Source organism: Nonomuraea sp. MG754425, assembly GCF_021699195.1.
Taxonomy (GTDB): Bacteria; Actinomycetota; Actinomycetes; order Streptosporangiales; family Streptosporangiaceae; genus Nonomuraea.
This window is the reverse complement of sequence record NZ_SSXE01000002.1, coordinates 120,605-138,824: the sequence shown is the minus strand read 5'-3', so window position 1 is coordinate 138,824 and position 18,220 is coordinate 120,605. Positions and strand designations below refer to the sequence as shown.

The 18,220-nt window shown below is 72.5% G+C and carries 13 protein-coding genes; 9 read left to right on the top strand and 4 right to left on the bottom strand.

The window, feature by feature from the left end:
• The first annotated feature begins 72 nt into the window (after positions 1 to 72).
• The 5 genes from FAF44_RS01285 to FAF44_RS01265 all read left to right on the top strand — a co-directional run bounded on the left by FAF44_RS01285 (position 73) and on the right by FAF44_RS01265 (position 9,539).
• Positions 73 to 3,315: a S8 family serine peptidase gene (locus FAF44_RS01285; protein WP_237101087.1), complete on the top strand. Its 3,243-nt coding sequence runs from the start codon at positions 73 to 75 to the stop codon at positions 3,313 to 3,315.
• Positions 3,316 to 3,467: 152 nt separating this feature from the next.
• Positions 3,468 to 3,791: a CU044_2847 family protein gene (locus tag FAF44_RS01280; RefSeq protein ID WP_237101086.1), complete on the top strand. Its 324-nt coding sequence runs from the start codon at positions 3,468 to 3,470 to the stop codon at positions 3,789 to 3,791.
• 75 nt (positions 3,792 to 3,866) lie between these two features.
• Positions 3,867 to 8,084: a serine protease gene (locus FAF44_RS01275; RefSeq protein WP_237101085.1), complete on the top strand. Its 4,218-nt coding sequence runs from the start codon at positions 3,867 to 3,869 to the stop codon at positions 8,082 to 8,084.
• 41 nt (positions 8,085 to 8,125) lie between these two features.
• Complete coding sequence (locus FAF44_RS01270; RefSeq protein ID WP_237101084.1) at positions 8,126 to 8,992, top strand: alpha/beta fold hydrolase; 867 nt, start codon at positions 8,126 to 8,128, stop codon at positions 8,990 to 8,992.
• A complete protein-coding gene (locus FAF44_RS01265) occupies positions 8,985 to 9,539 on the top strand; it encodes a TetR/AcrR family transcriptional regulator (protein WP_237101083.1) in 555 nt (184 codons plus the stop codon). The genes FAF44_RS01270 and FAF44_RS01265 overlap by 8 nt, the downstream gene beginning before the upstream one ends.
• 73 nt (positions 9,540 to 9,612) lie before the next feature.
• Here the strand turns inward: FAF44_RS01265 and FAF44_RS01260 are convergent, their stop codons facing one another.
• Positions 9,613 to 11,046, bottom strand: a complete 1,434-nt coding sequence (locus FAF44_RS01260; RefSeq protein ID WP_237101082.1) for a hypothetical protein — start codon at positions 11,044 to 11,046, stop codon at positions 9,613 to 9,615.
• Positions 11,047 to 11,642: 596 nt separating this feature from the next.
• Between FAF44_RS01260 and FAF44_RS01255 the strand changes: the two genes are divergently transcribed.
• Both FAF44_RS01255 and FAF44_RS01250 read left to right on the top strand, forming a co-directional pair.
• Complete coding sequence (locus tag FAF44_RS01255; RefSeq protein ID WP_237101081.1) at positions 11,643 to 12,419, top strand: methyltransferase domain-containing protein; 777 nt, start codon at positions 11,643 to 11,645, stop codon at positions 12,417 to 12,419.
• Between the two features lie 188 nt (positions 12,420 to 12,607).
• Positions 12,608 to 13,003 (top strand): hypothetical protein, encoded by a 396-nt coding sequence (locus FAF44_RS01250; RefSeq protein WP_237101080.1) that lies wholly within the window; start codon positions 12,608 to 12,610, stop codon positions 13,001 to 13,003.
• Between the two features lie 42 nt (positions 13,004 to 13,045).
• Here the strand turns inward: FAF44_RS01250 and nhaA are convergent, their stop codons facing one another.
• The 3 genes from nhaA to FAF44_RS01235 all read right to left on the bottom strand — a co-directional run bounded on the left by nhaA (position 13,046) and on the right by FAF44_RS01235 (position 15,901).
• Positions 13,046 to 14,245 carry a Na+/H+ antiporter NhaA gene (gene nhaA, locus FAF44_RS01245; protein ID WP_237101079.1) on the bottom strand — a complete coding sequence of 400 codons (1,200 nt, stop codon included), beginning with the start codon at positions 14,243 to 14,245 and terminating at the stop codon, positions 13,046 to 13,048.
• A 90-nt stretch (positions 14,246 to 14,335) separates the two neighbouring features.
• On the bottom strand, positions 14,336 to 14,482 hold the full coding sequence (locus FAF44_RS01240; protein ID WP_237101078.1) for a hypothetical protein: 147 nt from the start codon (positions 14,480 to 14,482) through the stop codon (positions 14,336 to 14,338).
• Positions 14,483 to 14,755: 273 nt separating this feature from the next.
• The gene (locus FAF44_RS01235) at positions 14,756 to 15,901 is read right to left on the bottom strand and encodes an NAD(P)/FAD-dependent oxidoreductase (RefSeq protein WP_237101077.1); all 1,146 of its coding nucleotides are present in this window, start codon (positions 15,899 to 15,901) and stop codon (positions 14,756 to 14,758) included.
• An 85-nt stretch (positions 15,902 to 15,986) separates the two neighbouring features.
• On the opposite strand from FAF44_RS01235, the gene FAF44_RS01230 reads away from it, so the two are divergent.
• On the top strand, positions 15,987 to 16,523 hold the full coding sequence (locus FAF44_RS01230) for a TetR/AcrR family transcriptional regulator (protein ID WP_237101076.1): 537 nt from the start codon (positions 15,987 to 15,989) through the stop codon (positions 16,521 to 16,523).
• A 347-nt stretch (positions 16,524 to 16,870) separates the two neighbouring features.
• On the top strand, positions 16,871 to 18,220 hold the full coding sequence (locus FAF44_RS01225) for a sugar transferase (RefSeq protein ID WP_237101075.1): 1,350 nt from the start codon (positions 16,871 to 16,873) through the stop codon (positions 18,218 to 18,220).

Genomic DNA, 18,220 nt, shown 5'->3' with positions numbered 1-18,220 from the left:
GCGACAGCCCGGAAGCTTGTCCGTACGGGGAGCGCGCTGTTCAACTCCTTCTTGCATGAGAGAAGGAGTCGCATGGTGCGCAGGAAGTTAACGGCGATGCTGGCGCTGGCCCTCGCGGCCACGTCGGCCGTGATCCAGCCCGCGAGCGCGGAACCGTCTCCCGAGGCGGGCGGCTCGTCCGACAAGGCCGTCACGCTGATCACCGGGGACAAGGTCGTCGTCAGCCCGGACGGAGCCGTCGCCTTCCACGCCGGCCCCGGCCGCAAGGAGATCCGGTACGTCAAGGAAGGCACCGCGGACGACTGGACGATCATCCCCGTGGACGTCGCCGGCCTGGTCGCCAAGGGCGTCATCGACCGGCGGCTGTTCGAGGTGCCGAAGCTGATCGAGGACGGCCTGGACGACGCGTCGGCGGCCACGCTGCCGCTGATCGTCCAGTACCGCCAGGGCGTGCGCGCCGCGGCCGTCCCCTCGGCCACCCGGACGCTGGCCTCCATCAACGCCGTCGTCGCCGAGCCGCCCAGGGGCGACGCCTGGACGCAGCTCAGCCAGAGCCCCGGCATGGAGCGGATCTGGCTGGACGCCAAGTCGCAGGTCACGCTCGACCGCAGCGTGCCTCAGGTCGGCGCGCCGGACGCCTGGCAGGCCGGCTTCACCGGCGAGGGCGTGAAGGTGGCCGTCCTCGACACCGGCATCGACGACAAGCACCCCGACCTCGCGGGCCGGGTGGACGCCGCGCAGAACTTCTCCGACAGCGCCGACACCGTGGACCGGCACGGCCACGGCACCCACGTCGCCTCGACCATCGCCGGTCAGGGCCTGGCCGCGACGCCCGCCCGCAAGGGCGTGGCCCCCGGCGCGCGGCTGCTGGTCGGCAAGGTGCTCAACGACCGGGGCAGCGGCTACGACTCCGACGTCATCGCCGGCATGGAGTGGGCCGCCCAGCAGGGCGCCAAGGTCGTCAACATGAGCCTCGGCCACGACGACAGCGAGGGCCTCGACCCCGTCGAGCAGGCCGTCAACCGGCTGACCGAGGAGCGCGGGCTGCTGTTCGTCATCTCGGCCGGCAACAACGGGCCCAAGGAGCGCTCGCTCGGCAGCCCCGGCTCGGCCGACGCGGCGCTGACGGTCGGCGCGGTGGACCACGAGGACCAGCTCGCCGCCTTCTCCAGCCGCGGTCCGCGCCTCGGCGACGGGGCGCTCAAGCCCGACCTGACCGCGCCGGGCGTCGCCATCAACGCCGCCGCGGCCGGGTCCGCCGGCTACCGCAGCATGTCCGGCACCTCGATGGCGGCCCCGCACGTCGCCGGAGCCGCCGCCATCCTCGCCCAGCAGCACCCCGACTGGACGGCCCAGCAGCTCAAGGCCACCCTGGTCGGCACCGCCAAGCCCGGCGGCGCCCTCTTCGAGAACGGCTCCGGCCGCCTCGACGTGGCCCGCGCCGTACGGCAGGCCGTCACGGCCGACGCGGGCACGCTCTCCTTCGGCCACCTGCGCTGGCCGTACGAGGAGACGCCGATCAAGAAGACGCTGACCTACCGCAACGCCGGGACGGACGACGTCACCCTCGACCTGGCCGTGTCCGGCGACGGCCTGCCCGGCGGGCTGTTCACGCTCGGGGCCGACCAGGTCAAGGTGCCCGCGGGCGGCAGCGCGACCGTGGACGTGACGGCGAGCCCGAAGGCCGGCAAGCCCGGCGGGTACGGCGGGCGGATCACCGCCACCGGCTCCGGCGCCACGATCTCCACGCTCGTCAGCCTCGACAAGGAGGCCGAGAGCTACGACCTGCGGATCAAGCTGATCGACCAGCTCGGGACGGTGCCCGACCCGGAGTGGCGGTACATGCCGGTCACGCTGGTCCCCGAGGACGGCGGCACCCCGACGTTCATCGGCATCAGCTACGGCGACAGCGAGACCCCGGTGCGCGTCGCGGCGGGCCGCTACCTCGCCTACGCGCACCTGTCCACCGTCTTCCCCGACGGGCACGACGAGCTGAGCGTGGTCCCGATCGTCGGCCTGGAGGTCAAGGCCGACCGTGAGGTGGTCTTCGACGCCCAGGGCGCCAAGCATCTGGACGTCACCACCGACCACGCCGACGCCCGGACCGCCGGCGAGGAGTTCACCCTGATCCAGGAGCGGGCCGACGGCAAGGCGTGGGGCTCGCGGTACAGCATCGACCGGTTCTCGCTGCCCCGGAACCTCTCACCCGACCCGCTGCGCTTCAACGTCAAGCGCGTGCGGGCGAGCACGCCCGGGTTCCGGTTCGACATCTTCGCGCAGCTCGCCGCGTTCCGGAACGACCGCTTCACCGGCAGCCCCTACCAGTACAACCTCTACCTCCGGCACGAGGGCGAGGTGCCCGACGAGCTGCGGGTCCGCGACCGGGACCTGGCGGCGGTCAAGCAGGACTACAGCAGCCTGCGGGCGGACTCCATCGGCGCCGGCGGCTCCGCCCCGGTCACCGACGACGCGGGCGGCCGGTTCGGGACGTGGGCCCAGGTCACCACGCCGATCCCCGCGACGCCGACCTGGTACTTCACGCCGGGCATCCCGTGGAAGCGCGTGTTCGTGGGCAACCCGGCCAGCGCGAACCTGCACCAGACGTTGGAGGAGGCCGAGCCCAGGACGTACAAGGCGGGCAAGCGGGACACCGACTCCTGGAACACCGCCGTGGTCGGGACCGCGCTGAACAGCGGCGCGAAGGTCGAGCGCGCCGCGGACACGGTCACCGCCTACAGCCTGCCGCTGTGGAACCCGGCCGGGCCGGGGCGTACCGGCCCGGCCAGCTCGTACGGCTCGGGCCGGACCACGCTGCTGCGCGACGGCAAGGAGGTGGGGAGCTTCACCCGGTTCCCGCAGCCCTCCGGGCTGAAGTTCCCGACCCCGGCCGGTCAGGGGAACTTCCAGCTCGTGCTGGAGGGAACGGCCAACCCGAAGAGCACCGAGCTGTCCACCGAGGTGCGCACCGAGTTCGCGTTCACCTCCAAGGGCGAGGGCGCGATCCCGCTGTACGCGCTGCGCGCCGAGCCGGCGCTGGACGGCGACAACGCCGCGCGGGCCGGCCTGCTGCCGCTGCCGCTGCGCCTTGAGCGTACGGCGGGCGGGCTCGTCTCCAAGGTCACCGCCGAGGTGTCCTACGACGACGGGGCCACCTGGAAGCGGCTCATCGTCCTGCCGGTCGGCAAGGACAGGTACCAGACGGCCCTGCTCAACCCGCACCGGCCGGGCGGGTTCGTCTCCCTCCGTCTCACGGCGGGCGACACGAAGGGCAACACGTTCACCCAGACCGTGAAGCGGGCCTTCCGCCTGAAGTGACGCGAGCTCTCCAGGAGCCCGGGGCCGTGACCGGTCCCGGGCTCCTCGCTGTCGTGCGGGCGACCTGCGAAGAGGCGCAAACGGGCGCGCGCCGGATCCGCGGCGTGGTCGTATGACGTCCTGGACAGGTCGAGGAGACGGGAGCGGGCCCGATGCGTGTGGTGGAACTGCCGGTCGGCGAGCAAGGCCACGTCGTCAAGGTGGAGATCAAGGACGAGGACGGCGGCGCGCCGGTCCGCGTCGGCCGGGCCGGGCAGGTGGTCGCCCGTGCGGGCCGGTCGTTCGGCGAGATGCTGGACACGATCCGCCCGGTGGCCGAGAACTTCGTGACCAGTTTCGGCGAGCTGGCGCAGGCGCCGGACGAGATCACGGTGGAGTTCGGGGTGACGCTGTCGGCCGAGGCGGACGTGGTGATCGCCAGCACCGCCACGGAGGCCAACTTCTCCGTGACATTGTCGTGGAAAGGCAAAGCGTGAGGGCGGACGCCTCGCCATACTCCTTGGCAGTAAGCCTGGTGTGAGACCGGGCTCACGAAGAGTCACGGAGTCGTTGTGTCACACAACGAGGTTGATGCGCTCAGGCACGCCACCCTGCGTGTGCGCGGCCCGGGGCCGGACGGCCCGATCATCGGCGCGGGGTTCCTGATCGGCGGCGACCGAGCCGTCACGTGCGCCCACGTGGTCTCCGCCGCGCTGGGCCTGTCGCTGGAGGAGGCGCTCCGGCCCGGCCCTCCGCCGCCGGGCCGGGTCAGCCTGGAACTGCCGTTCGCCGGGTCCGCGCAGGTCACGGCGAGTGTCGAGGTCTGGGTGCCGCCGGCCGGCGACGAGAGCGGGGACATCGCCGTGCTGCGGCTGGACGACGCGGTGCCCGGCGCCCAGCCGGTGCTCCTGGTGGAGGCCGCCGACCTCTGGCACCACGGCATGCGCGTGTCGGGCTTCCCCGAGCAGGCGGAGGAGGGCGGCTGGTACTACGGGCGGGCGCTCGGGCCCACGGGGCAGGGCTGGGTGCAGCTCGACCGGGTCTCCGGCCTGCATCTCGCCGGCGGCTTCAGCGGGAGCCCGGTGTGGGACGAGCAGCTCCGCGGCGTGGTCGGCATGGTGGTGGCCGCTCAGCGCGGCGATGCCTGGCAGGGCTTCTTCATCCCCGCGCGCAGCTTCAAGGAGGCCGTTCCGTCCATCGCCGGCCTGATGGAGCCCCCGTCGCCGTTCCGCGGGCTGTCCGCCTTCTCCCCGGGCGACGAGAACGTCTTCTTCGGCCGCGCGAGCGAGGCCGCCGAGGTCGCCCGGCTCGTCCACGGGCAGCCACGGGTGACGCTGGTCGGGCCGTCGGGGTGCGGCAAGTCCTCGCTGGCGCTGGCGGGCGTGGTGCCGCTGGCCCGGCAGAGCGGGTACGAGGTCGTCGTCGTGCGGCCGTCCACCGGGCGGTCCCTGGTGGCCGCGCTCGCCGCCGAGTTGGCGGCGCTCCTGCATCCCGCACTGGCCCGCCCGGACACGCTGCCGAAGGCGCGGGAGGTGCGGGCGGCGCTGGAGCGCGATGGGCTGGCCGAGGTCGTGCCGCTCGTCCTGCGCGGTTCCCGGACGAACCGGCTGCTCATCCTGGTCGACCAGGCCGAGGAACTGCTCGTCTGCCCCGAGGAGGAGGCGCGGCACGCCGCGGCCGTGCTGTTCCCCGACCGGCCGCCGGCCGACGTGTGCGTGCTGCTCACGCTGCGGGCCGACTTCCTGGAGGCGGGGCTGTCCCATCCCGTGCTGGGGCGGGCGCTGGGGAGCACCGTCTACGTGCTCACCCCGATGGGCGGTGAGCAGTTGACCGAGGTCGTCGTACGACCGCTCGACACCGTCGCGGCCGTCGCGTACGACCCGGGGCTCGTGGACGAGATGCTGGAGGAGGCCGGGACCGAGCCGGGCGCGCTGCCCCTGCTGGGTTTCGTGCTGGAGAAGCTGTGGCAGCAGCGGGAGAACGGGCGGATGTCCTTCGCTGCCTACCGCAGGCTCGGCGGCGTGCGCGGGGCGCTGGCCAAGGAGGCCGAGCGGATCTGGCACGAGTGCGTCCCCGAGTCGCGGGCGGCAGCGGGACGGGCCCTGCTGACCCAGCTCGTACGGGTGACGCCGGGCAGCGAGGCGTCCCTGCGGCGGGTGGTGCCGCGCGGGGAGCTGGAGCCGGACCAGTGGCGGATCGCCCAGGCGCTCGCGGACCGGCGGCTGCTCGTGGTGGGCGGCGACGACCGGGGCGTGACCGTGGAACTGGCCCACGAGGCGCTGACCGTCGAATGGCCGCGGCTCGCCGAGCAGGTGGCGGCCGACCGCCAGTTCCTCGAATGGCGCTCCCTGCTGAACGCCGATCTCGGGCACTGGGAGAAGGCCGGTCGCAACGTGGAGTGGCTGCCCAGGTCCGACACGCTGGCGGAGGCCGGGAAGTGGCTGGCCGAGCGGCGGACGGAGCTGAACACGGCGGAGCTCGGCTACCTGAATCGGGGACGCCAGTACGCGAGCCGCCGGTCGCTGATGAGACGGGGCTGGTGGACGGCGCTGGTCGTGGTCGTGACCGTCATGGCCGTCCTGACCACGATGATGATCGTCCAGGGGCGGGTCGGCGCGGAGCGGGCGGCCGAGGCCCGGTCGAGAGCGCTGGCCAGGAGCTCGGCCGATCTGGCCAGGCGGGATCCCCGGCTCTCGGCGATGCTGGCGGTCGAGGCGGTCCGTTCGTCGCCGACGTGGGAGGCGCGTAACCAGTTGCTGCAGCGCTACGTCGAGTACCGCGACACGACGGGGATCGCGTCGGGCGCGCTGGGCCGGCTCGCCGACGTGGCCGCGAGCGCCGACGGGCGAGTGGTCCTCGCCGTCACGGACACGGGCACGGCGACGCTCTACCTTCGTTCGGCCGACGGCCACTACCGGGCCCAGCACCTGCCCGCCAGGGAGCTGGTGGCCAGTCAGCCCGCCGTGTCGGCCGACGGCACGCTCATCGCGTACGTGCTCGGGGACAGCATGGTGTGGCACAGCGTCGATCCGACCGGCGGATGGCCGCTGGGCGAGGCGCACACACTCTCGCGGCAGAACCGCAGCAAGCCCGCGGGCTTCCCCTCCCTGGGAGCCGACGTCGTGCCGGCGGGCGACGACGGGTGGATCGTGACCACCGGGCCGGAGACGGTGGTGCTGCAGTCCCTGGGCGTGACGACCGCCGAACAGGGGTGGACGATCAGCTTCGCCGCCGATTCGATCCGGTTCGGCCCCGACGAGAAGACCCTGGTCGCGCGCAAGGGCGGCGAGCTGTGGCTGCTCACGAGCGTCGGCAAGCCGCTGTGGAGCAAGGTGAACCTCAAGCGGCTCGGCAAGGCGGACGGCCTGCGCGTCTCCGGTGACGGCACGAGCGCGGTGGTCTGCGCGGCTTCGGGCAGCGGGGACACGCAGAGCGCGACGTACACGGCGCTGCGGCTGCCCGCCGGGACGTCGCAGGGCCGGTACCGCACCGCGAACGGGTGCGGCGACTTCGCCGTGGACGCCTCCGGGCGGCACGCCATGATCATCGAGCGGTACGGCTGGGGGCTGGTCGATCTGCACGAGGGCACGCGGCTCTCCTCGACCTTCATCGAGGCCCAGGCGGACCCGAGCCCGCTCGCCCTGGTCGGCCCGCCGGACTCGCCGTCGTTGCTCACCGCGTCGCCCGACACCGTGGTGAGCACCTCGTTGCGCGGCCGGGAGGACCGGATCGGGGAGCCGGAGCTGCTGTGCAACGGGTGCAGGATGATCGCCCAGGCCGACGGCGGCAGGAAACTCCAGGTGCGCGAGACGGGCGGCGCGCAGCGGACGGTCGCCGAGGTGGTCCGGGACCCGAAGGCGTCCGTCCTGGACGCCTTCGGCGAGCCCGTGGTGAGCCGTGACGAGCGTTACGTCGCCGACCGGGTGGCCGCCGACAAGGTGGTCGTGCGTGCCCTGCCTTCACTTGAGGCCGTCGCCCGGCTCACCACGGCCATGCCGGCGCGTGACAGCGCCGGGAACTGGGACTCGGCGACCTTCTTCCTCAGGAGCGGCGACCTGCTGACGGTCGCGGGACGGCGGCTGGAACGCTGGGACGCCGGGACCGGACGGCGCAAGAGCGCCTACGACCTGGCGGGAGCGGGCTCCACCATCGGTGAGGTCGGCCCCGATCCGTGGAACCCGGAACAACTCCTGGTGGCCGTGTACGGGCGCGACTACATCCACACCATCGAGCTGGCGACCGGCAAGGAGGTCCCCGGCCGGCGGATGCAGGTGGGGCCGGGCAGCATCGACGGATTCACCTTCGACTCCACCAGAAGGTACATGTTGGTGTTCCGCAGCGGCGGGCTGCCGGAGGTGTGGCTCAGCCGGCCGCTGAAGCGGCTGCTCGGCCCGCTGCGATCGGTCGCGGAGAACGCTCTCGGCAACAACCAGCGGATGTTCTCGATGTTCGTCGAGCAGCAGCGCAAGCTGTTCCTGTTCAGCGACAAGGAGATCCACATCTACGGGCTCGGCCCGGCCGAGGACGACGACGGCCAGGTGACGTACGACGGCACCTACACCTTCAGCCAGATCCAGGAGTTCCTCAGCATCTCGGACGACGGCAGGACGTTGCTGCGGCTGAGAGCAGGGGACCGGACGGAGGGATACGCGACCGACCTGCTGCCGCTGGACGTCGCGACCTGGGAGCGGCGCTCGTGCCAGGTGCTGGGCCGCGACCTGACCGACGACGACCGCAAGCAGGTGCCGGAGGAGTTGCCGGCCCGGATCTGCCCGGACACAGCCAGGTAGATTGTCCGGATTTGCACTATTTGGCTAATGGTGTTAGCTTCATGGCTATGACGAATAGCTACATGGCACAGATGACCGGCATGCTCGAAGTCGACGGCGGACGGCTGGCGTACGACGTCAGCGGCGAAGGACCCCTGATCGTCCTCGCGCACGGCATGGGAGAGAACCGCACCTCCTACGGCGCGGTGGCCGCCCGGCTCGTGGCGGCCGGTTTCCGGGTCGCCCGGCTCGACCTGCGTGGCCATGGCGAGTCGAGCACGGGTTGGAGCGCCTACACCCGCACCGCGGTCGCGGGGGACATCCTCGCCCTCATCAGGGAACTGGGCGGCCCCGCCGTCGTCGTGGGGCACTCCTTCAGCGGCGGCGCGGCCACCATCGCCGCGGCCCAGGAGCCGAGCCTGGTCAGCGCCGTCGTCGAGATCGCCCCCTTCACCCGCGCCCAGCGCTTCGACGTGGGCGCGATGTTCTCCCACGCGGGCTACCGCAAGGGCGCGACCCTGCTCATGGGCGCCACCATGCTGCGCAGCACCGGGTTGTGGAAGCGCTACCTCGACCACGCCTTCCCCGGCGTGCGGCCCGCCGGTCTCGGCGAGCACATCTCCGCCCTGGAGAGCGACCTGCGCCGGCCCGGCCGGATGGCCGTCGTCGGCAAGATGGGCATGGCCGCCCCGACCGACGCGGGCGCCCGCCTCGCCGACGTGCGGCAGCCGGTGCTCGTCCTCATGGGCACGCTCGACCCCGACTGGCCCGACCCGAAGGCGGAGGCGGAGGGCGTCGTGGCGAGCCTGCCCGCCGGCGTCGGCCGGGTGGAGCTGATCGAAGGGGCCGGGCACTACGCCCACGTGCAGTCGCCCGACGAGGTCGCCGCGGCCATCATCGGCTTCGTCGGGACCGGCGCGCGTGGCTAGGGCGGCGCTGTCCACCGGCGCGGTCGTGGACATCGCGGTGCGGGTCCTGGACGAGAGTGGCCCCGCGGCCCTGTCCCTGTCGGCGGTCTCCGGCAGGGCGGGCGTCGCGACCCCGTCCCTGTACAAGCACGTGCGCAATCTCGCCGAACTGCGCGCCCTGGTGTCGGCCCGCATCATGAACGACCTCGCCGAGCAGGTGGGCGACGCCGTGCTCGGCCGCTCCGCCGACGAGGCGATCCGCGCCTTCATGACGGCCTGGCGGCAGTACGTGCAGCGCCATCCCCACCGCTACTCCGCCCTGATCCAGAGCCCCGAACCCCAGACCGTCGACGCCGGGACCCGGCTGCTCGCCATCATCACCGCCACCCTGCGCGCCTACGGGATGGAGGACTCCGCCGCGGTCCACGCGACCCGCTGCCTGCGCGCCGCCGTCCACGGCTTCTCGGTCCTGGAGGCCGAAGGCGGCTTCGGCCTCCCGGAGAACCTGGACGACAGCTACGACCTGCTGATCGAAGTGATCATCGCGGGTCTGCACGCCAAGCACTGACCGGCCTCTTCGACATCGGAGCCGGGGTGCGGCGGCCCGTGAGGGCGAGACGGACCGCCGCGGGATCGGGGTGTCAGCAGCTACGGCCGCAACCGACGCCGCCCCGGCAGCCGACGCCGTCCGGCGGGCAGGGGCACTGCGGGCGGGCGCAGACCGTGACCTGGTCGGTGACGGGGCCGTCGGTCTCGTTGGCCACGGCGGTGGCCTTGTTCGTCAGCGGGCCGGGCTTGGTGACCTTGGCCAGCAGGGTGAGGGTCTGGGTGGTGCCGACCTTCATCGCGCCGACGTCCCAGACGCCGGTGGCCGGGTTGTAGGAACCGGCACCGGGCTGGGCGGCCAGGAAGACCAGCCCGTCGGGCAGCCGGTCGGTGACGGTGACGCCGGTGGCGTCGTTCGGGCCGGTGTTCGTGACGGACACGTGGAAGGTGACCGCCTCGCCGACGGTGGCCTTGACCCGGTCCGCGGCCTTGACGAGGACGAGCTCGACCGCGCGGGCGACGGGGGTGACGGTCGCGTTGGAGGTGGAGGTGAGGTGCTCGACGTCCTTGCCGAGGGTGTTGTCGTACGTGGCGCCCGCCTGGTTCTCGATCTGGCGACCGGCGCTGGCGCGATCGACGCGGACGCGGAACTCGACCGTGGTCCCGCCGGGCGCGTCCACGGTGGAGGGGAGCGTGCCGCCCGTGCCGGCGGTGGCGCCCGCGCCCAGGTTGAAGATGACGCGGCCGGTCTCCGGGTCGAGGCGGGCCTGGTCGTCGCCGGGGCCGTCGGTCTTGCCGCCGTTGCCGGGGCCGTCCACGATGCGCAGGGTTCCGGGGACATAGGTGGTGCCGGCCGGGATCTTGTCGGTCAGGACGACGTTCTGGGCCGGGGACCCGCCCTCGTTCCTCAGGTTCACCCGGTAGGTGATGATGTCCCCGATCTTGACCTCGCCGTCGGGCACGGCGGCCTTGGTGACCACCACGCACGGCGCGGTGCCGAAGACGATGCCGTCGAGGAAGTTGCCGACGCTGTTGTTGCCGCCGGCGGCGGAGATGGACTTGAACGCGAAGCGGGTGATGCTCTGGCCGGGCGGGACCACGTACTCGCCGGAGTAGTGGCCCCAGGCGCTGGTGCCGTCGGTCATCCGCTGCTGCTCCACCGGGGCGTCCGGCGGGCCGATCTGCAGCGCCATCGTGTCGGGACCCTGGCGACCGCGGTGTGACAACTTCCAGTACAGCTTGGTGCCCGGCTTGGTCGGCAGGTCCTGGTAGAGGGTGGAGACCATGTTGGCGTTCAGTTCGGCGAACTGCCGGCCGTCGTCGGCGGGGACGCCCTGGAAGCCGCTGTGCCAGATCTCGATCTGGCCGTCGGAGGCGGTGGTGCGCCAGCCGGGCACCGCGTTGGGGGCGCTGTGCGCGGCGTCGGGCAGGATTGCCATGCCGTCGACGACGGGCTCTTCGAAGCTGCCGTTGATCAGGGCGATGCGAGGTCCGCAGCCACCGGGAGGGGGATTCTGGGGAACAGCCATGGCACGTCCTTCCGAGGAGGAGGTGGAGGGGGCAAACCGGCGTCGCCGGCGTTCGGGGGGAGCCGGTCAGGGCAGCCGTCATCGACCGAGGTCAGGACGCGTTCGTTCGGCGCGCGGAAGCGCGACGGCGTCGGCCGCCGGTGCGGCTCCGTGATTCAGGTCCGGTCGCCGGGAAAGACGCCGGCGAGCGGGTGACGAAGGTGTTCGGCGCTGGTCAGCGCCGGCGGAGCACCTGCGGGAAGGGGTCGCGAGAGCGCAGAGGACGTCTGCCCGGCGGCGTGCCTGTGGTCTCCCGTCCGGGCCCGGGGGCCGAACCGGAGGAGCGTGCGACGGCGGACGACGGGGGGAATCTCTTCACGTCTTGCCCTCTTTCTCGCGTTGAGATCGTCCAGTCAGGGGGCGGAGAGTTCCGGCCGGCGGCCAAGGGGGCACGCCGGTGTGCCGATCGCTTTCTGTGAGGTCGTCCCTTCTGGACTTCGCTCAACGTAATACCTCGAATGCGTTATGTGACGTAGCACGATGGTGATGCCACCCTTTCCGGACACCACGCCGGCGGGCTTGACTTCATGTCCACATGAAGTCGCAGGGTGATGCCCATGCCCGATCACACGGAACTCATCAGGTTGCTCGACCTCGCCGACGCCCTCCCGTCCGCCGTCACGCTGCGCGCCCGCTCGTACGAACTGCTCAGGCTCCGCCCGGGGGACACGGCCGTGGACGTGGGCTGCGGCGCGGGCCGGGCGGTGACCGAGCTGAACGACAGGAAGGCCGCGGCCGTCGGCGTGGACGTCAGCGAGGAGATGATCTCGGTCGCCCGGCGGCGCCGGCCCGACGCCGACTTCCGCGTCGGCGACGCGTACGAGCTGCCGCTGGGCGACCACGAGGCGGCCGGCTACCGGGCGGACAAGGTCTTCCACGAACTCGACGACCCTGCTCGGGCCCTGGCCGAGGCCGGCCGCGTGCTGGCCCCCGGCGGCCGGATCGTGCTCGTCGGCCAGGACTGGGACACCCTCGTCATCGACTCCGACGAGCCCGGCCTCACCCGGACGATCGTGCATGCGCGCGCCGACCTGGTCACCCGCCCGCGGGCCGCCCGCGGCTACCGCAACCTGCTGCTGGCGGCCGGGTTCGGCGAGGTGGAGGTGGAGGTGGAGGTGGAGGTGCACGTCGGGGTGTTCACCGGCGGCACGATGCTCGGCATGCTGACGGGCCTCGCCGCGGCCGTCCACGCCGCCGGGGCCATCACCCGGGAGCAGCGCGACGCCTGGACCGGCGAGCAGACGCGCCGCGCCGAGCAGGACCGGCTGTTCCTCGCCCTGCCGCTGTTCCTCGCCTCCGCCACGCGCGGACGGGGCCAGCCGGCCGGCCGTTGAGCCTGGTCAGGATTCTGCGCCGGCATCCTGGGGGACGATCTGAGCATGGCCCCGGGCCGCGAGACGGCCGACCGGCCTTCGTGCGTGGAGAACGGCCTCCGGCACGGAAGTGAGCTTGGGGGTGGATGGAATTGGCGTTGCGGCGGCTCGCACCTGTCGCAGGGATGATGGTCATCGTTCTCACGGCCATGCCGCTGGGTGATGCCGAGGCACGGGCGTCGGTCTCGCCCCTGCCCGCACCCGCGTACGCGTCGCTGAGAATCGACCAGGACGACTCCGGCGACGACGTGTTCTTCCCCGACGAGGAGGACGTCACGGCCTGCGGGGAACCTGACACGATCTCGAACCGGGTGCGGGAGTGCGACGACACCGCCGGCGTCGGCAGACCGGCCGAGCGCCCCGCGCCCGCGCCCGAGGACGTGCGGGCGGACGGCAGGGCGGGCTGGCTGACCCTGGCGGCCATGATGGGCGCGCTCGCGATCAGCGGGGCCGCGTACTGGCTGACGACCAGGCTCGCGCCGTACGCGTCCGGCCCGGCACGGGGGCAGGACGACGACGAAGGCGCTTCGACCGGCGCGCAGTGAAGCCCGCCGGGCGGCGGCTGCCACCCGCCGCCCGCCGGGCCGCTAACGCGCCACGCGACGGCTGCGGAGCGCGAGGACGAGCGCGCTCAGCAGGCATGAGGCGGCCGAGGCGAACAGGATGGCGGCCTTGGCGCCGGTCAGATGGGTGGGGGCGGTGTAGGAGAGTTCGGCGATCAGCAGGGAGACGGTGAAGCCGATCCCGCCGAGCAGGCCGATGCCGGCGACGTCGATCCAGGACAACCGCGGGTTGAGCTGCGCGCCGGTGAGGCGGGCGGTCAGCCAGGAGGCGCCGAGGATGCCCAGGAGCTTGCCGCCGATCAGCCCGGCCAGCACGCCCCAGGTGATCGTGCTGGACCAGAAGCCGCCCGCGCCGGCCAGCGGGATCCCGGCCGACATCAGCGCGAACAGCGGTAGCGCGACTCCGGCGCTGAACGGCCGCAGCCTCTCCTCGGCCCGGTGCGACGGCGAGACCGTCTCGCCGGCGCGAGCACCGGTGCGCATCAGCAGGCCCATCGCGACGCCGGCGATGGTGGCGTGCACCCCGGAGGCGTGCACCAGCGCCCAGATCACCACGGCGAGCGGCCCCCACAACAACCAGCCCGGCACGATCGCCCGCAGCCGGGTGGCGGCCCGGTCGCGGCCGTGCTGCAGCCAGGCCCACACCGCCATTCCGGCGGCGGACGCGGCCAGCGCGGTCAGGTTCAGCCCGGCGGTGTAGCCGACGGCGATGACGATGACCGCGCACACGTCGTCCACCGTGGCCAGGGTCAGCAGGAACGTCCGCAGCGGCGCGGGCAGGTTCCGCCCGGCGACGGCCAGGACCGCCAGGGCGAAGGCGATGTCGGTGGCCATCGGGATGCCCCAGCCGCGCATCGCGTCGGCGGCCCCGGCGTTGACCGCCAGGAACACCACGGCGGGGACGGCCACACCGCCGAGCGCGGCGACGACGGGCAGGATCGCCCGGCGCGGATCGCGCAGTTCGCCGTGCACGAGTTCCTGCTTGAGCTCGTTGCCGACGATGAAGAAGAACACCGCGAGCAGCCCGTCGGCGGCCCACTCCTGGACGGTCAGGCGCAGGTGCGGCCCGGCGGGGCCGATGGCGAACGAGCGCAGCGCCTCGTAGGAGCCGGCCAGTGGCGAGTTGGCCCAGGCCAGCGCCACCAGGGCGGCGCCGATGAGGAGCAGGCCGCTGACGGTGTCCGAGCGCAGGGCGGCGGTGATCCGGGGGAGGACAGCAGGCATGGAAGAACGTCTCCGGGGCGGTGCGAAGGGTGGGTGCCGACAGCGGCCGGGTGAACCGGCCGCGCGTGACCGCCGCCCGTGGCGGTGGCCTCAGACGTCCTTCGGTGGGCAGATGCCCGTGATCGCGCCCCACGTGCTGACGTAGCCGTTCGTGCCGATCGGGCGAAGCTCCAGCGACCGCAGCGGCCGGGCCTGCCGTTCCGGCAGGCCGGGAGCGCGGGGGTGGACGTGGTGCACCGCCGCCTCCTTCGTGCCTTCCGCCTGCCGTTCCGCCGCCACCCTAACAGGGAGGCCATGGGTGGACCGGCCGGCCGTGGTCCACGTCTCCCAGCCGGGCCGCGTCGCGGCCTGCGAACCGGTGGGTGCGGCGGGCGGGCAGCAGGGTCGTGGCCTTGACGTAGAGGGGGTCGTGAGGGGTTTCACGATGCGTCCCTTCGGATGGGGTGGATGCTCACGGCCTGTTCCTCGCGACGCCGCTTCTCACGGGGCCTGCCTTCACGGGGCCTGCCCTCAGGGGGCCGTCCTTCTGTTCAGGCCGGAGAGTTGCCAGGCCAGGCGCTTGCGGACGGTGGGGATGCGGCCTGCCAGCGCCAGGACCAGGTTGCGCAGCACGCGGCGGCCCGAGGCGGCGGTGGCCAGGCCGGTGAGCCGTCCGGCGAGGGCGATCACCTGCTCGGCCTGCGGGCGGCGGGTGGCGGCGTAGGAGTCGAGCAGGCTCTCCGGCGCGCCGCCGAGCACCCGGGCCAGCGTCTCGCCCAGGTGCACGGCGTCGTCGATGCCCAGGTTCATGCCCTGGCCGCCGGCGGGCGAGTGCACGTGGGCGGCGTCGCCGGCCAGCAGGACGCGTCCCCGGCGGTAGGTGTCGGCGATGCGGTGGTGCACCCGGAAGCGCGAGCCCCAGATCAGCTCCTCCACCCGCGCGGGCTCGGCCTCGGGGCCGCGGGTGTCGAGCAGCCGCTGCACGAAGGGCACGCCGGGCTCCTTGGGGGCCTCGTCCACGGTGGCGACGATGCGGTGCAGGCCGCCGGGCAGCGGGGCGAGGACGACCAGCCCGGCGGGGGAGAAGTACAGGACGACCTCGTTCCGCGGCACCCCGCCGGACAGGCGGACGTCGGCCAGGACGAACGACTCGGCGTAGGTGCCGCCGGTGAAGCCGATCCCGGCGCTCTGGCGGACGGTGCTGTTCATGCCGTCGGCGCCGATCAGGTAGGCGGCGCGGACGTGCCGCCCGTCGTCGAGGGTGGCGGTGACGCCGTCGGCGTCCTGCTCGATGCCGGTCACCCGGGCGGGCCTGATCACCTTGCCGCCGAGCTCCTCCAGGCGGGCCAGCAGGTGCCCCTCGGTGTCGGCCTGGGAGATCATCAGGGTGTAGGGGTAGGCGGTCGGCAGGTCGTCGAAGGGCACCGGCAGCAGCACCTTGTCGCGGTCGCGGATGGTGAAGACCGGGGTGGGGAGGCCGTGCGCGGCCAGCCGCTCCGCCACGCCGTACGGCTCCAGCACCTCCAGGGTGCGGGAGTGCACGACGGCGGCGCGGGAGGTGGTGGCGCCCTCCGCCCGCGCGTCCACGATCACGGCCCGCCTGCCGTGCTGGGCCAGGACGATCGCGGCGCTGAGCCCGGCGGGTCCGGCTCCCACGATGAGCACGTCGGCGTGCATGCGGCCTCCTTTGTCAACGGTTGTTGGCATCAAGGTAGGCCGGGGTGCCGGCTATGTCAACGGACGTTGGCCTACAATTGTTGACATGAGGAGATCGTCCGCCGAGACCAAGACCGTGATCCTGGCCGCGGCCCGCGAACGTTTCGCCGCCGACGGCTACGACAAGGCCACCATCAGGGCCATCGCCGCCGACGCGCGGATCGATCCGGCCATGGTGATGCGCTACTTCGGCAACAAGGAGAAGTTGTTCGCCGCCGCGGCAGAGTTCGATCTGGAACTGCCCGAACTGGCGTCCGAGCTGGCCGGCGCGGGTCTGGTCCGCCACTTCCTGCGCAAGTGGGAGGCCGACGAGGGGCTGCAGGTCCTGCTCCGTACCGGGGTGACGAACGAGGCCGCCGCCGAACGCATGCGGACGATCTTCGGCGGCCAGGTCCTCCCGTTCGTGGTCCGCATCACCGGCGACCCGGCGGGCGCTCCCCTCCGGGCTTCCCTGGTCGCCTCGCAGTTGCTGGGCCTGGCCCTGTCCCGCTACATCCTGAAGTTCCCGCCGATGGTGGCGGCGTCCGAGGAGGAACTGGTCGCCCGGCTGGGCCCGACGATCCAGCGGTATCTCACGGGGTGAAGCCTCGACGGCGAGCCGCCGCTTCTCACCATTTCTACGAGGGCGTCCGCGTTCGCCGTACGAATCCGCCGCCAAACCTGCGAAAAGGCATTCTCATTGCCAACCGCAGGCCAACTAAATCTTGCGTGACCATACGCGTCCCCACGCCTTCACATTCTCGATTTCCCCAGGTCGCATCGCTACGATCAGGGCTCGCTGGTCCGCCAGTCCATGTATTGCATAGGAAACGCGCTGCTCAATGCCTATACAAAAACAAACAGCCGGAAGGATGACTATCGGTTTTTTAAGTTGATTGGGTCGGTCAATCCGGCGTCGATCCAGTCAGACTGACTATCTTCGGAGAAGTGGTGGCTGTTGACGTTGGGGGCGATCGCCAGGTCGGGCGGCGGGCGGGACACCAGAGGTCGAGGTTGTGGCGGGCGGCCCAGCCCGCCGGTCTGGTCTGTGTCGACCTGGCCTGCATGGCGTTCACGGCGGCCAGCGCCGGCCAGGTGGCGCTGCGCGCCGGGCTCGCGGGAATTCTCGTCGTCGTGGTCAACGGCATCGGCCGTGTCTACGCGCTACGAGTGCTGCCCTCGGGCCTGGACCGCGGTCTCTGGATCGCCGGCGCCGGCCTGGTCGCCGTGCTGGCCGCGTTCTGGGGGACGGCGTCGTTCACCGTCGTCGCGCTGAGCGCGCTGCTCTTCACCTTTCTCACCCTGTGCGGCAGGAGCGTCCTGTGCTTCCTGGTCCGCAGGGCGCACCGGCGCGGGAGGGTCGCGCCCGCGCTGGTCGTCGGCGCCGGCGCGCACGGTCGCGAGCTGGCCAGGTGCCTGCTCGCCCATCCCGAGTACGGCCTGCTGCCTCTGGGCTTCCTGGACGAGACACCCGGCGAGGGCGCGTCCCCGCCCGTACTCGGCCGGCCCGCGGACGTCGTCCAGGTCGTCCAGGCGCTCGGCGTCCGCGCGGTGATCATCGCCGCGCCGGAGCACCGGCCGGCCGCCAGGCAGGCCAGGGCGCTGGGATGCGAGGTGTTCCTCGCGCCCGAGCTGGGCGAGTTGCTCGTCGACTTCGTCACGTTGCGCGAGGACGTGCGCAGCTTCCCGCTCCTGCGCATGCGCCGCGAGGCCCGCCACAGCGTCTCCTGGCTGCTCAAGCGGGCGCTGGACGTCAGCATCGCCGTGACCGGCCTCATCCTGAGCGCGCCGGTCCTCGCGATCTGCGCGCTGCTGATCCGCCGCGAGGTCGGCCCGGGGCCGCTGTTCCGGCAGCGGCGCGTGGGCTACCTCGGCGAGCCGATCGAGGTCGTCAAGCTCCGGACGCTGAACCCGGCCGACGCCCACGAGTCGGCGACCTTGTGGAGCATCGCCCACGACAGCCGCGTCGGCCCCGTGGGCAGGCTGCTGCGCAGGACCTCCCTGGACGAGCTGCCCCAGCTTTGGAACGTTCTCAAGGGCGACATGACCATCGTCGGTCCCCGGCCGGAACGCCCGCACTTCGTCGAGGAGTTCTCCCGCGCCATCCCCGGCTACGACGGGCGGCACCGGATGCCGGTGGGGATCACCGGCTGGGCGCAGATCCACGGGTTGCGCGGGGACACCTCGATCGAGGACCGCGCCCGGTTCGACAACCACTACGTCGACCGGTGGACCCTCCGCCTCGATCTCAAGATCCTGCTGCTCACCTTGGGTTCCCTGATCCGGCCGGGTGGCAGCTAG

Coding starts and splice junctions, on each gene's coding strand:
- FAF44_RS01230 (WP_237101076.1), top strand. CDS start 15,987: ATGAGGAGATCGTCCGCCGAGACCAAGACCGTGATCCTGGCCGCGGCC.
- FAF44_RS01235 (WP_237101077.1), bottom strand. CDS start 15,901: ATGCACGCCGACGTGCTCATCGTGGGAGCCGGACCCGCCGGGCTCAGC.
- FAF44_RS01250 (WP_237101080.1), top strand. CDS start 12,608: ATGCCGCTGGGTGATGCCGAGGCACGGGCGTCGGTCTCGCCCCTGCCC.
- FAF44_RS01255 (WP_237101081.1), top strand. CDS start 11,643: ATGCCCGATCACACGGAACTCATCAGGTTGCTCGACCTCGCCGACGCC.
- FAF44_RS01285 (WP_237101087.1), top strand. CDS start 73: ATGGTGCGCAGGAAGTTAACGGCGATGCTGGCGCTGGCCCTCGCGGCC.
- FAF44_RS01270 (WP_237101084.1), top strand. CDS start 8,126: ATGGCTATGACGAATAGCTACATGGCACAGATGACCGGCATGCTCGAA.
- FAF44_RS01260 (WP_237101082.1), bottom strand. CDS start 11,046: ATGGCTGTTCCCCAGAATCCCCCTCCCGGTGGCTGCGGACCTCGCATC.
- FAF44_RS01280 (WP_237101086.1), top strand. CDS start 3,468: ATGCGTGTGGTGGAACTGCCGGTCGGCGAGCAAGGCCACGTCGTCAAG.
- nhaA (WP_237101079.1), bottom strand. CDS start 14,245: ATGCCTGCTGTCCTCCCCCGGATCACCGCCGCCCTGCGCTCGGACACC.